Here is a 13,811-nt window from a genome sequence, read left to right on the forward strand (position 1 = left end):
CCTTAGAGTGAGTTGTGGGTCTTGAACTGCGCCAGGCCAAAGCCATGGATCGCCGCCAAGGCACGAATCTGCTGCACTTGCTCGCGGCTGATGTCGCCGTAGGAGTAATGCTGGGTGATCCCCGCCAGGCCCATGAGCACAGACTCGGCCATGCAGGCATACAACTGGCCCTGTTTCAGGTAGGCCCGCACATTCGGCGCCAACCCATCGTCGAATGGCGTCTGCACGATGCCGCCGTGCATGTACAGCACGTCGCTGCGCTGGCTATTGATCGCCTGATCAACGTTCAACGGCACGGCGATGTCACAGATCACGCTGTGTTCGGCAAAATGCCCGGCGTCGAGAAACGGCTGCGCCGCGTTTGCCGCACACAGGACGATGCGCGCCTGCTTGAGGGCATGCAGGTCATCGGTGACGGTAATGAACGCGTTGGCACCAAGTCGCTCCTGCACCAGGCGCGAGACCTGCAACCCCAGCTGTGTGCTGTTGCCGTATTCGCTCAGCAGTGCACGGATACCGTCGATTTTGAGCAGGCGCTGCGCCAGCAGATCCTCGGTGGCCGTGCCCTTGATAATCGAGCGGGCAGCGTCGGCGTAGATCAGTTGAGCGGTTTTTTCCAGGCGGCGTACCGAGCCATCGCGGCCGCTGCCGATCAGGATCAAGTGGTCGACCGTGGCTGACAGCAGCGACGCATAGGTCGACGCCACGTTGCCGGCCGCGCCGACCACGGCCGCCGTCTGCGCCTGCAGCTCCAGCCCCTGTTGCTTGCAGCCTTGCTCGATGGCTTCCAGGCCCATGCCGATGGTCAAGGCGTTGCCGGAGGTCAGCGCCATGTCCGGGATTTTCAGGGCCTGGCAGTTGTTGGTCACGATGGAGGTATACATACCCAGGCCCGCGACGCGGTAGCCATCGGCGCGGGCATCCAGGATGCGATTGCCGACTTCTTTGCGAATCACGTCGAGGTCGCCGCTGATGATGTAGTCCGCCATGGCGTTGGAGTCCATGCACAGCGGGTACAACGTGAACTCCACGGCCATGCCCAATTGCGAGCGGATCACCACCGGGCCCACGGGGGCCGCCCGGCGTTCCGGCGCAGTGCGTTGCATGAACACACGTTTTTGCTCGGTGCTCAGTTGGCCCAGGGAAGGGTCGACATCACCGAGGATGTCGGCATCGATCAAATGATTGATAAAGGCCACGCGGGCGACGATGGGGGTGTCCTGCGGGGCATTGGCATGGGCGGTGACCTGGAAGCCGGTGTCGCGGGGCGCCACAGCGGGGATCAAGTCATGACAAATGGTGGCGGCCAGCGGGAATGCATCCCCGCGTTGCAACAAGTCACAGACCTTCTGCAAGGCTTTGATCAGCCCGTCGATCTCGGCGAAGCTGATGCAGGCGGGCGGTTCCAGGCGGATCACATTGGAGTTGCTGCCCGACGGCGCCACGCGCAGGGCTTCGAATTGCAGCAGGTAGCCGGCAATCAGGTAACCCAAGGCATCGTTGTATTGGGCCGACGCCTGTACCAGCGAGCTGTTGGTGCTCTGGTCGTGCAGTTCAATGCCGAGCAACAGCCCGCGACCTCGCACGTCGGCGATCACCCCGGGGTAGGCCGCCTTCAACTCAAGCAGCGAGGCCTTGAGGTATTCGCCCTTGGTGTGCACGTCCTTGAGCATCGCCTGGTCATCGGCGAACAGACGATTGAGCGCCGCCAGGGCGATATGGCAGGAGGCGTCGTCTTCGGCGAAGGTCGAGCTGTGGATATAGCTGAAGTCTTTCTCATAGTGGCTGCTGCGAATCACGGTGGCCGCAATCTTCATCAAGCCACCACCCAGAGCCTTGGACAGGCAGTAGTAGTCGCCTTGCAGATTGAAATGACTGCTGGCCAGGAAGGTGCCGGTACGACCGAAACCGGATTGCACCTCGTCGATGATCAGCGGGCACTGCTGCTCATTGCACAGGCGGCGCAGGGCTTTATAAAAATCGGCCGCGAACTCGATGATGCCGCCTTCGCCCTGGATAGGCTCCATCAATACGGCGGTGATTGCGCTGAACGCATCACGCTTGACCAGCAGTTGATCGCCGCACCATTGCACGTTCAGCCAATGGCGGGTGTGGCGCGCCGGCAGCTCCTGGAGTTGATGGGGTTGCTGGGGGTCAATGAACTCCACGTTCAGGCCGAAGCGCGCGAACGGCTGGCGATACTGTCGGCCATAGGTCAGTTGTACCGTGTTGACCAACTTGCCGTGAAAACTGCCGCGCAACGCGATGAACACCGGCTCGACGTGCAGCTCGGCGAGGTTGTGCTGACGCACCGCCTCAACCACCTGGCGCACCGTGGCCGTGGTCAGGTGGGCAGGCAGCAGGCCTGCCGGCAAGTCGAGGTCAGTCACATCCACTTCGCGGTAGGCGCGGTCGCTGGAGGTCAGTTGGGCCAGGGTAAAGTCCAGTTCGTCGAACTGGCGCTGCAGGTTTTTCTGGCGGCGAAACTCGGCGTGCTTGACGGCAATTTCTACTGCTTCGGCACCGCTGTTGGAAAAGGTCGAGATGTACGGTTCGTTGTTCTTCAATTCACGATTGAAGGCTTCGCTCAACGCGCGTCCCAGCGTACCGGCCGTGGCGCGGACCGACATCTGGGCGTTAAAAGGCACGTCATTGCGCAGCAGTGTGCAGAGCTGTTCGACAAACTGCGGGTCGTTATGGCCAAACAAGGCCGCGCCGTAGCCCCCGAGGAAATCGGTGACGGTCACTTCGTCACCCTGGCGGTTGCGGTAGAACAATTTGCTGCCCAGTGCCCGTTTGAACTCACACTCAAGCCCCAGGGCCTGAAGCAGATCGACAAACTTGGGGCGAACAAAATCACGGTAATCCATCACAGCCATGTCCTTTAAAAGAGGGAGGGGGGTACACACACGTCAGGCGCTGTTGGCCTGTTCGCTGTACTTCAATTGGTAGCAAGCGCTGAAACCGTTGTCGTCGCGGTTGAGCACCAGGCCATCGTCGAGCCGCGTCGAGCAGGGAGCCCCCAGCACAAACGGCAACTGCGCGGCCACGGGTTGGCTTAATCCGGCAATCGGTGGCACACGCTGGGCGAGCAGGGCGCAGCGGGCCAGGATCAGGTCCGCCAGGCTGGGAGCCGCACTCAGCAGACCGGTCAGCGGTACGCCACTGGTGATGTGGGCAGCGCCGGTTCGGGCCAGTGTGTGGCTCAACTGTCGGTCTTTGTCGGGCGTGCCGGTGCCGCTGCACACCAGCACGTCGACTTGCTGGTCTGGCAGGTTCAAGTGCTCGATCGCGGCGTCGGCGGTCATTGTCTGCAGGCAGACCTGGGGTTCATCGCCCAGATCCTCGCGACGGCGCAGGACCAGGGCCGCCGCGCCTTCGCCAGCGATACCGCCGGTGCCGTGCGCATCGAAAGCGCGCAGGGTGTCCGAACCGTCGGCGCTGATCGTGCCGGCCTGCACCAGGGCGCTGAGTGCCAGCGCATCGAGTTCGCTGCCCGCACCGACGATGATCGCCACGTCAATTCGTCCGCTCTGCAACGCGGCGCACGCTTCACGCAAGGCCGCCAGGTTGCCGGAGACCCCTTGCATGTAGGCGTTGCATTCACACTCAAGCTTGAGCGCCAGGCTGACCACGCCCAGGAGGATATTGCTCAGGCCCTTGAGCACCAGGAACGGGTCCTGTGCCCGCTCGTGCAAGATACGCCGGGCCAGGTGCTGCATGTCGGCACCTTCGCCCTGGCGGCATTCGTGGAGCAACTCGCCGTAGGACGCCAGTGACGGGTGGGTATAGCCACCCTGGCAGCAATAGAGGCCGTAGGTCAGGCCGTCGGCGCCCGGCGTCAGTTGGGCTTCGGCCAGTGCCTGTCGAACGGCGCTGACGCCCCAGATGACGGCGGGCGTGCAGTAACGTTGCAGATTTTGGGCGAGGTCCTGGCGACTGCGCTGGTGATCGTCATAGTGAATCTGCCCGAAAGCCGTGACCCGTTTACTGTGAAACTGCAAAGAGCGCAAGGGCTTGATCCCGCTGCGCGACTCACAGGCCGCCGACCAGAAGGCGTCCACGCCCCAGCCGCTGGCCAGGACACAGCCGCTGCCGGCAATGGCGATGGGGGGCGGTACGCCGCTCATTGCGCGTGCTCCTGGTATTTGCCCAGCACCAGGCAGGTATTGAGCCCACCGAAGCCGAATGAATTGCTGAGTGCCACATCGACCCGGCGGTTGACGGTCTGATGGGCGCAGTAGTCCAGGTCACAGTCGTCGGCGGCACTGTGCAGGTTGAGGGTCGGGGTAATCCTGTCCTGTTGGCAGGCCAGTGCGGTGACGATGAATTCGGGGGCGCCGGCGGCCGCGATCAAGTGGCCGAATTGGGATTTATTGGCGCTGATCGCCAGCCGTCGATAGTGCTCGTCCTGGGCGAACACCGACTTGATCGCCAGGGTTTCGGCGGCATCGTTGAGCGGGGTGGAGGTGCCGTGGGCGTTGATCAGGTCCACCTGTTGCGGGCGGATGCCGGCGTCGTGCAAGGCGGTCTGCATCGCCAGGGCGGCGCCTCGCCCTTGCGGGTCGGGCGCGGTGACCTTATAGCCGTCCAGGCTGCTGCCGAAACCCAGCACTTCGGCATAGGGCACGGCGCCACGGGCAAGTGCCCGCTCGAGGGTTTCGAGCACCACAAAACCTGCGCCCTCACCGGCAACCAGACCGCTGCGATGGCGATCGAACGGGCGGCAAAGCCCGGTGCCCCAGCGTTGCTCGCTGCTCGCCGCACCCAATAGGTAAAGCGCGGTCATGGTGTCCAGGCTCAGCACCGAATCGGCGCCGCCAGCGATAGCGACGTCGACTTCTCCCCGGCGGATCATCTGGAATGCGTTGCCGATGGCCTGGGAAGCCCCGGCACAGGCGCTGCTGATGTTGATCACCGGGCCTTCGCAACCGATGTCGTCGGCGATCACCCGGGCCAGGCGGTCGTTGCTCTGGCACAACGAGTGGGCGGCATCGACCTGCTCAGCCTTGGCCATCAAGTAGCGCCAGGCCGGAGGGGCATTCGGCTCATCGGCGACGGTCAGCAGCATGTCCTGGATCTTGTGCGCCGGTGCGCCGGAAGCACACAGCACGGCGGCATCCCGCAACTGCGCGGGGCTCAGGCCGCTGTCGCTGATGGCTTGGCTGGCCGCCACCCAACCCAACTGGCTGCGTTTTTCCAGGGGCGTCTGCCAGGCGCGGTGACCTTGCAGGTAGTCCGGTAGTTGGCGGGTGTCCACCGGCGCCGCGTAGCGCACCGGGAAGGTGCCGTCGGCCACGCCTTCGGGCTGCCAGGGGCGGATGCAGTGCTCACCGAGCAGCATCTGCGCCCACATGGTTTGCCATTCGAAACCGAAACCGGTCACGGCACCCAGGCCGGTGATCACAATCCTTGGTGGACTCATGCCTGTTTCTCCATGGCTTCATTGACCAGTAATACGGCGCCCCAATGGCCCGTACGGCTGTGATTGAGCAGCAGCGTGTAGCCATCGTGTTGATCGTGAAGGGCCAGGGCAATTTCAGTCAGCAGGGCGCTGGCGCCCAGGTTGCCGGTCATGGGCTGGCAGCTGTGGAGAATCGCCTGGGTGTCTGTGAGTAGACGCGCCAGGGATGGGGTGTCAGGCGCGGCGACAATATGGGCTACGTCGCGCAAACCCAGTTTTTCTCTGCTTAATGTCTGTTGGATGACCTTGCTCGCCACGGCGTGGGAACGTTCGGGCGAGGCGCTGTAGCCACGGGCGAAGCCGGCGATGCGCAGGGCGCGTGCACCGTTTGCAGGAGGGCAGGCGGTCAGCAACAGCGCTGCGGCGCCTTCGCCGTAAACGTCCGGGGTCGCGAGAGGAGGGCGTTCGGTGGTGTCGCGCAGGTACAGGGCCGGCGAGAGATTCGGGCTACTGCTGACCACGACCCCTGCATCGGCACGCCCCTCGGCGATATGTTCGAAGGCCTCGATCAGCGCGTCGACCCCGGCATTACTCTGTGAGCAGAAACCGCCCATCGGACCATGGCAGTGCAACGCTTCGGCGACATAGGCCATGACACTGCTGTTGAGCATCATCAATGCATGCAGCGGCGGGGTATAGGCAAACAGTTGCGTGAGCAGCGCATCCGGTTGCTCGGCGATGGCCTGCACGGCCTCCCAGCAGGAACTGGGGCCGTCCACTTCCGGGATGGCAGCCATCAGCGCCACCCGCTCGCCAGGCAGCTGCAAGTCCTTCAACGGGCCGGCAATCTGCCCGGCGCAGTACAGCAGCCGAGCGCCCTGAGGTTCGACACTGCGTTGAATCTTGCGGTCGAACACCGTGGTCGGCAAGCGCGGTACGCTCACGGGGTACGCCAGCTGGTCCGGGGCAAAATCCAGCGGTTGTGCCGCCTGCACCGGGCCGTGCAAGTCGGTGCACTCAGTGCCGGCGTGGTTGAACACCGAAGCGGCGATCAGGTAGACGGGTTTTGCTTGAAGGCTGTTCATCTCATGCTTTTCCCAAAACCAGCGAACTGTTGACGCCACCGAAACCGAACGAATTGGACAGCACCACATCGATGGGCTGGCGCTGCGTTTCGGTCAGGAAATTCAACTCAGGGAACTCGGCGTTTGCCGGGTCATAGTTAAGGGTGGGTAGCAGCACGCCCTGTTGCAGGCTCATCAGTGACAGCACCGCCTCGATCGCGCCGCTGGCCGCAAGGGAGTGGCCGATCGCCGATTTGTTGGCTGTGAAGGTCATCGTGCTTACGCCGGTGCCGAATACCTGCGCAATCGCCAGGGCTTCACTGCGATCATTGGCCTGGGTCGACGTGCCATGGGTATTGACGTGATCCACCGCGTCGCAGCCCAGGCCTGCATGGGCGAGTGCTGCCTTCATGCAATGGGCGTAATGGCTGCCATCGCGGCTGCTGGAGGTGATCTTCTGCGCTTCGCAATAGTTGGCGTAACCCAGGACGCGGCCGATTGGCGTGGCCTTGCGGCGCTCGGCATGTTCCCTGGACTCCAGCACGATCATCGCCGCGCCCTCGCTGAGGACGAACCCGCAACGGTCGTTCATGAACGGGCGGCTCTGTTGTTCGGGCGCGAGGTCGGCACGTTGGCAAATGGCGCCCAGGCCGTCGAAGCTGTAATACGACAGTTCATGGGCCATCAACTCGACGGCGCCACATAGGGCCAGGTCGATGTCACCGCGCTCAATGGCGCGAAACGCGGCGCCGATTGCCATGGTGCCGGCCGCGCAGGCATCGGAGTGGGTGCTGATATGGTCGCGAATGCCGAGCAGGCGGGCGATGTGCACCGTCTGCTGGTCGATCCGACGAGCGAATGGGCCGCCCACCAGGGTGTGGTTGTCCAGGTAGCGATCCAGGTCGACGCTGCCGACGTCGTCCATATAGCGGCTGGCCTCTTGCAGGTCACGGCTTACACAATGCTTGTTGGCGCCGAGGAACACGCCGCTGGGCACGCGGGCGAAGTCGGCGCGAACCAGGCCTGCCTGCTGCAGCGCCTGCCTGGCCACGAACTCGGCGAGCAGGCTCTGGCGCGGCAGGGTTGTGTCACCCGTCGCCACTTGTGCGCTGATGGCTTGCCATTGAACGGGGTCAATGTAACCCGCGGCGCTCGCCGCAAAACCCAACTCGGCAAACACCGGGTGTTGGCGAATGCACGAACGCTTTGCGCCGATCTGCGCAAACAGCGTTGCAGCGTCCAGTGCCGTGGGCGCTACCAACCCATAGCCCGTGACTAAAACCTCTCGCGGCCCCATGAAGAAACTCCTAGACCGCTTCCGGCAAGCGGGACGCGGCAAACTGCTCAACCAGATGGCGAGAAATGTCGTCGCCTTCCATCGGCGTCAAGCGCGCGCTGCAACCGCCGCACACCACCTGGCGACGCTCATTCAGACGCGCCTGGTCGGCATTGCATTCAGGGCAGGTCGCGGGCAGGTGGTCGAACATCCGGTAGCATTGCACGGCCCAGTTACGCACCGTCGTGGCCGCGAACACGTCCGCCGGCTGCATGCCGGCGCGCAGTTGCCCGGGTGCAAATGCGCTCAGGCTCTGCTCCAGGAGCGCTACCCCAGATTGGGTGATACGGCCTTTTTCGACCAGTTCGCTGACGTCGCCAAACACGGCTACCGCATGGTCCAGCACGCTGGTTTTAGGCAGCGTGCAGCCATAGTTACGGCCAAGCTGAAAACTCAGGTCGACGATATCCAGGGAGTCGGCATTCAGATCCTCCACGATGCTGCTGTGCTCATCGACCTCTGCGAGGTCCATCACCAATAGCTGCGCGAGGATTTCGCGGGTGGTGGTGATGACGCTGTCCAAGTCCAGTGGATTGTTCAAAGGTTATTTCCCTATAACGCATAAATGAAGGGTATGAGCAGTGGCCCTGACGGGGATTTGCTTGAGGTGATTTTTGACGGCGGGGAGCGTAAACCCTCCTGCCAGGGGGAGAGTCAATGTGCTATTACTGTTTTTATCGCTTGCCCTGTGCCGGGCTGGTTGGATTTAATCAAGGCAGTTCAACTCAAGACAGGGATCGTCATGACTACGCTTTCGCCTATCAGCTCCGCCAATACATTGGTTATCCGGCCTGCTGAACCTTCCACCGTCGGTCTTGCGCAGACCACCTCTACCGCCGTTGTACGACCCTCTTCGGTCGTCAGCCTGGGCAATGTGATGTCTGATACGCTTGCCGACACCTACTCGCGTCGCGGCCAACTGCCTGGCCAGGAGGTCGTGCGAGCGTGGGAGAGCGACAGCCAGGACGCCCTCAGCAAGGCGATCAATACCAATTTCAATTCATTGTCGACAGCCAATCGCTTCAATGGCCTGGGCGCCGGCCTTGTGGAGCTGTTCGCCAAGAGCGGTACGAACATTTCTCAGTCTGTGCTCTACGCGAGCGCCGACCGCGCGCAAAATGCTGGTGAGATCAAAGTCGACCAGACGCTGCTGCACAGCAGCGCCGACAACTTGGTCAGCCTCAGTATCAAGACCGCCAGCGGCAAGACCGTCACCTTCAGCCTGTCCAGCCAGAGCGACGGCCTGGGCGTGCAGGCAACGGTGGAAGGGGGCAGCCTGACCGACGACGAACTCAAGGCGGTCGGCCAATTGGGCAGCGCCTTCCAATCAGCGATCGATGGCCTTACCGCAACGCCGCCTAAAATTGATCTGGGTAACCTGACCAGGTTTGACCCCAAGGTACTGGCCTCGGTTGATCTCAACGCTAAAGTGAAGACGCTGGACGGTCAGAACCAGACCCTGGCCTTCCACGCCGACGCCCAGCGCCGCACCACGCGCATGAGTGGTCCGGACGGCGAAGTGAACGTGGCGGTAGACCTGAAAAACGCTGCGATCCTGGGCAATGCCCAGCAGCAGGCCAAGGCCCTGAAAAGCTACCTGGCCCAGTTTGACCGGGCGCAGGAGCGTGGCAATGCCAAGGCGGACCTGATGACGATGTTCAAGGACGCGTTCAGCGCCATGAACAGCAACTACCCACAAGGTATAAGCCTTCCTGACGCGCTGACCCGTAACCCGACTGACCAAGGCCTGCTGACCGGCCTGGCGGACTTCAAGGCCTCTCTCAAGCAAGCCAGCGAATCCTCCAACCCGATACGCCCCTCTGAAATCGACAGATTTGCCTACAGCGTGTCGCAGAAGACCCGTGTCAGCGGCAGCAGCGCACTGGACCGCAGCGTGACTCAGGACCAGCAATCGAGCCTTTCGGCCAGTTATCACAAGGGCCTTGATGGCAGTAAAAATCCGGGGCTGACTCGCGATGAAAACTCGCAAAACTACCTTTATGTGCAGGTTGAGGACAACGCGAGCAGTTCGGCCAACCTCGCCTATAAGGATGGCCTGCTGACCAGCGCCTCTGTTTCGCAAGAGGCCAGCCAGTCCACTCGCACGCAGAAATACGTGTTGGGCAAGTTGGTCGACGAGACCTTTGTGCCCAAGCAAGCCTCGGTCCAGCGCGACTATTTGGTGCTGCTGGAGTACGCGGCGACGCAAAGCAAGAAGTCCAAGGACGCGCTGCAAGAGTCGACCTTGAAGGACGCCCTGGCGAACATGCATGAATCGGTGATGTTGCAAGAAGATCCCTCTGCACTGATACGCTGACGGCCGTCGTAAAAAACGGGAAACCCCACTGTCGGGGTTTCCCGTTTTTTTGCCCGACGGACGCACTCGCGAATGCCAGATTAGGCTTTTGAAACCATTGGATATTCTGTAGCCTTGCGCAGCTTCACCTTTACCCGTGCTTGATGAACACAATCACTTCGTCCGGCGGCGCCCGAAGGGCTCCAGAGCCGGTGGTACACTCGACTTTCGCGCTACTGCGCCTGCAGGTCTTGCGAACATGACGCACATTTCCGAACGCCTACTGGTTCAAGCCCACCTCGACGCCAAGCAGCCCAAGGCCCTCAGCGCCGAGGAAGAGGCGAGCCTGCGTGCCGCCATTGCTGCCGAGCTCAAGGCTCAGGACGCGGTGCTGGTTGCCCACTTCTATTGCGATCCGGTGATCCAGGCCCTGGCCGAAGAAACCGGCGGCTGTGTCTCCGACTCCCTGGAAATGGCCCGCTTCGGCGCAGCCCACCCGGCCAAGACCGTACTGGTCGCCGGTGTACGTTTCATGGGCGAGACCGCCAAAATCCTCACCCCCGAAAAACGCATCCTCATGCCGACCCTGGAAGCCACCTGCTCCCTGGACCTGGGGTGTCCGGTGGATGAGTTTTCGGCGTTCTGCGACCAGCATCCCGAACGCACCGTGGTGGTGTATGCCAACACCTCGGCGGCGGTCAAGGCCCGGGCCGATTGGGTGGTGACCTCCAGCTGTGCGCTGGAAATCGTCGAAAGCCTGATGGACAACGGCGAGACCATCATCTGGGGCCCGGACAAGCACCTGGGTACCTACATCCAGCGCCAGACCGGCGCCGACATGCTGCTGTGGGACGGTGCGTGCATCGTCCACGAGGAGTTCAAGTCCAAGCAGTTGGAAGACATGAAGGCGCTGTACCCGGACGCAGCGATCCTGGTGCACCCGGAATCGCCGACCTCGGTGATCGAACTGGCCGACGCGGTGGGCTCCACCAGCCAATTGATTGCGGCGGCACAGCGGCTGCCGAACAAGACCTTCATCGTGGCGACCGACCGCGGCATCTTCTACAAGATGCAGCAGCTGTGCCCGGACAAGGTCTTCGTCGAAGCGCCCACGGCCGGTAACGGCGCCGCGTGCCGCAGTTGCGCACACTGCCCGTGGATGGCGATGAATACGCTGGAGCGCACGCTGCAGTGCCTGCGTGAGGGCAGTAACGAGATCTTCGTCGAGCCGTCGGTGATTCCTCACGCCGTGCGACCGCTCAAGCGCATGCTGGATTTCACCCAGGCTGCGCGCCTGAGGCTGGCCGGTAACGCCTGAATCGAGGCGAGCTCGGTTGAAAATGTGGGAGGGGGCAAGCCCCTTCCCACATTTTGATCTCCAATAAGAAGGGTATTATTTCTTTTGCTTCGGGATGCGCACCAACTGCGTATCCGAGTAGATGTCATGCCAGCTGCGTTTGTGCTTGTCGAACAACGACCAGACAAACCCCAGCCCCACGCACAACCATGACGCAATCGACACCACAAAGCGCAACAGCGCCTGCCACAGGCTGATCCGCGAGCCGTCGGCGTTTTGCACGCGCACGCCCCAGACCTGCATGCCCAGGGTTTGCCCGGAATGGGTCCAGAACTTGGCAAAGAAACCAAACAGCACAAAGAACAGAATCGTCGACAGCAGCGGGTCACCGTCCAGTGCGCCGGATTCGGTGAGGGTGCGCATCCTGGCTTCGCCCACGAACGCGATCCATACCAGCTTGTAGATAAACGCGGTGACGATCAGCAGCGCGGTGCACAACAGGAAGTCATAGAACATCGCTGCCAGGCGACGGCCCAGGCCAACGGCGGGGAACTCGCCTTGGGGACTCAGCAAGGGTTTGGACATGGCAGGGCTCTCAGAGGGAAAAAATCATTTTACGGAATAGCGCCCATAAAAAAGCCCCTGATGTCATGTCAGGGGCTTTTTGTCGCAGGAAGGATCAGCCTTCTGCTTGTACTTCGTCAGCCTGCATGCCTTTCTGGCCTTGAACTGCAACGAAGGTGACCTTCTGGCCTTCCTTCAGGCTTTTGAAGCCGTTGCCTTGAATAGCGCGGAAATGCACGAACAGATCCGGACCGCTTTCTGGAGTGATAAAACCAAACCCTTTCTCGTCGTTAAACCACTTGACGGTACCGCTCTGACGATCAGCCATTTTCTTATTTCCTTGACGCTAAAAATTAATGACAGCCCCTTTCACATGAAAGAGTACTGGGCTGGGTTGCAGGAAAGTAAGAGACGTCGAACGGGTTGTAGCACAACTACTTCAGCTACTGCCCAGGTCCAGGTTCCAAGCGACCCATGCAAACACAGTGGGCAAACTCTACGCCAACTAATGGAGAAAAAACAAGCCCTGGCAAAAGCCCAGGTTTTGCTCGGCCTCATGACACTTCGTTGAATAATGTGGAACCGACTTATTCGATAGAATGGGTCACTTGTTATAGGTTAATTCCTATAATAATGCCTATCGTTGCTGCACTGTTTTATGGCGGTTGCGTTACAGATTAGTGCACGTTAACGCAACCGCGTTACTTATAGGAACAGTCAATCAGCCACGATAGTAACGTTGCGGCACAAATGGCATTTTGCTTACACGAAGTGGCACTTTTTTCCCACGCACCAACGCAGAGACTTCGGTGTCCAGTGCGGTGAATGCGCTGTCCAGGTAACCCATGGCCAGTGGGCCACCCAGGCTCGGGCCAAAGCCACCGCTGCACACGCTGCCGATCACGCTGCCGTGTTCGTCGACGATCTCTGCGCCTTCACGTACGGGTGTGCGTTCCTGGGGCAGCAGGCCTACGCGCTTGCGGCTTACACCGGTTTGCTGCTGGGTGAAGATGCGGTCGGCACCCGGGAAGCCACCGGCACGCGCACCGTCGGTGCGTCGGGCCTTGGAGATTGCCCACAAGAGGCTGGCTTCGATCGGGGTGGTCTCAGTGTTCATGTCGTGGCCGTACAGGCACAGGCCGGCTTCCAGGCGCAGCGAGTCACGGGCGCCCAGGCCGATGGCCTGCACTTCGTCCTCGGCCAGCAGGCTGCGCGCCAGGCTTTCGGCGCTGGCGGCAGGCACGGAGATTTCAAAACCGTCTTCACCGGTGTAGCCCGAGCGGCTGACGTAGCAGTCCACGCCCAGCAGGCGCACCGGGGCGAATTGCATGAAGGTCATCCGGGTGACTTCCGGGGCCAGGCGCGCCAATACCTTCACTGCGGCCGGGCCTTGCAGGGCCAGCAGCGCGCGTTCTTCGAACAGCGGCTCGATGCGGCACTGCTCGCCGATATGCTGGCGCAGGTGCGCCAGGTCCTGGTCCTTGCAGGCCGCGTTGACTACCAGGAACAGTTCGTCGTTACCCAGGTTCGCCACCATCAGGTCGTCGAGGATGCCGCCCTGGTCATTGGTGAACATGGCGTAGCGCTGCATGCCGACCGGCAGGTCGATGATGTCGACCGGCACCAGGGTTTCCAGGGCCTTTGCGGCATTGGCGCCGGTCAGGCGGATCTGGCCCATGTGGGACACGTCGAACAGCCCGGCCTGTTCACGGGTGTGCAGGTGCTCCTTCATCACGCCCAGTGGGTATTGCACCGGCATGTCGTAGCCGGCGAAGGGCACCATGCGTGCACCCAGCTCGAGGTGCAGGGCGTGCAATGGGGTTTTCAACAGGGTTTCGGTGGACATGTTC

General features: G+C 61.8%; 11 protein-coding genes. 2 read left to right on the forward strand and 9 right to left on the reverse strand.

Annotation, left to right across the window (positions count from 1 at the left end):
• Positions 1-2: 2 nt before the first annotated feature.
• Genes Q8X51_RS12340 through Q8X51_RS12365 form a run of 6 tightly spaced genes read right to left on the reverse strand, consistent with a single transcriptional unit; the run spans position 3 to position 8,345 of the window.
• On the reverse strand, positions 3-2,870 hold the full coding sequence (locus Q8X51_RS12340) for an aminotransferase class III-fold pyridoxal phosphate-dependent enzyme (protein WP_407693900.1): 2,868 nt from the start codon (positions 2,868-2,870) through the stop codon (positions 3-5).
• A 42-nt stretch (positions 2,871-2,912) separates the two neighbouring features.
• Complete coding sequence (locus tag Q8X51_RS12345; protein ID WP_407693901.1) at positions 2,913-4,130, reverse strand: beta-ketoacyl synthase N-terminal-like domain-containing protein; 1,218 nt, start codon at positions 4,128-4,130, stop codon at positions 2,913-2,915.
• The gene (locus tag Q8X51_RS12350) at positions 4,127-5,425 is read right to left on the reverse strand and encodes a beta-ketoacyl-[acyl-carrier-protein] synthase family protein (RefSeq protein WP_099585490.1); all 1,299 of its coding nucleotides are present in this window, start codon (positions 5,423-5,425) and stop codon (positions 4,127-4,129) included. The genes Q8X51_RS12345 and Q8X51_RS12350 overlap by 4 nt, the downstream gene beginning before the upstream one ends.
• Positions 5,422-6,489, reverse strand: a complete 1,068-nt coding sequence (locus Q8X51_RS12355) for a beta-ketoacyl synthase (RefSeq protein WP_315872401.1) — start codon at positions 6,487-6,489, stop codon at positions 5,422-5,424. Before Q8X51_RS12355 ends, Q8X51_RS12350 begins: the two co-directional genes overlap by 4 nt.
• 1 nt (position 6,490) lies before the next feature.
• Positions 6,491-7,765, reverse strand: coding sequence for a beta-ketoacyl-[acyl-carrier-protein] synthase family protein (locus Q8X51_RS12360; RefSeq protein WP_074847531.1), 1,275 nt, complete (start codon positions 7,763-7,765; stop codon positions 6,491-6,493).
• Between the two features lie 10 nt (positions 7,766-7,775).
• On the reverse strand, positions 7,776-8,345 hold the full coding sequence (locus Q8X51_RS12365; protein WP_407693902.1) for an acyl carrier protein: 570 nt from the start codon (positions 8,343-8,345) through the stop codon (positions 7,776-7,778).
• A 201-nt stretch (positions 8,346-8,546) separates the two neighbouring features.
• Here Q8X51_RS12365 and Q8X51_RS12370 point away from each other — a divergent pair, with 201 nt between their 5' ends.
• Together Q8X51_RS12370 and nadA are read left to right on the forward strand one after the other, a co-directional pair.
• Positions 8,547-10,121 (forward strand): lactate dehydrogenase, encoded by a 1,575-nt coding sequence (locus tag Q8X51_RS12370; RefSeq protein ID WP_407693903.1) that lies wholly within the window; start codon positions 8,547-8,549, stop codon positions 10,119-10,121.
• A gap of 238 nt (positions 10,122-10,359) precedes the next feature.
• Positions 10,360-11,418: a quinolinate synthase NadA gene (gene nadA / locus Q8X51_RS12375; protein WP_065925901.1), complete on the forward strand. Its 1,059-nt coding sequence runs from the start codon at positions 10,360-10,362 to the stop codon at positions 11,416-11,418.
• Between the two features lie 75 nt (positions 11,419-11,493).
• Here the strand turns inward: nadA and Q8X51_RS12380 are convergent, their stop codons facing one another.
• The 3 genes from Q8X51_RS12380 to gcvT form a co-directional block, all read right to left on the reverse strand.
• Positions 11,494-11,982 carry an RDD family protein gene (locus Q8X51_RS12380; RefSeq protein ID WP_065925902.1) on the reverse strand — a complete coding sequence of 163 codons (489 nt, stop codon included), beginning with the start codon at positions 11,980-11,982 and terminating at the stop codon, positions 11,494-11,496.
• Between the two features lie 94 nt (positions 11,983-12,076).
• Entirely contained in the window at positions 12,077-12,289 is a 213-nt protein-coding gene (locus tag Q8X51_RS12385; RefSeq protein ID WP_014339904.1) for a cold-shock protein, read from the reverse strand.
• A gap of 393 nt (positions 12,290-12,682) precedes the next feature.
• A complete protein-coding gene (gcvT, locus tag Q8X51_RS12390; protein ID WP_065925903.1) occupies positions 12,683-13,807 on the reverse strand; it encodes a glycine cleavage system aminomethyltransferase GcvT in 1,125 nt (374 codons plus the stop codon).
• Positions 13,808-13,811: the final 4 nt, after the last annotated feature.

Origin of the sequence: Pseudomonas sp. Yb2C2 (assembly GCF_052112325.1) — a bacterium.
Lineage (GTDB): Bacteria > Pseudomonadota > Gammaproteobacteria > Pseudomonadales > Pseudomonadaceae > Aquipseudomonas > Aquipseudomonas marginalis.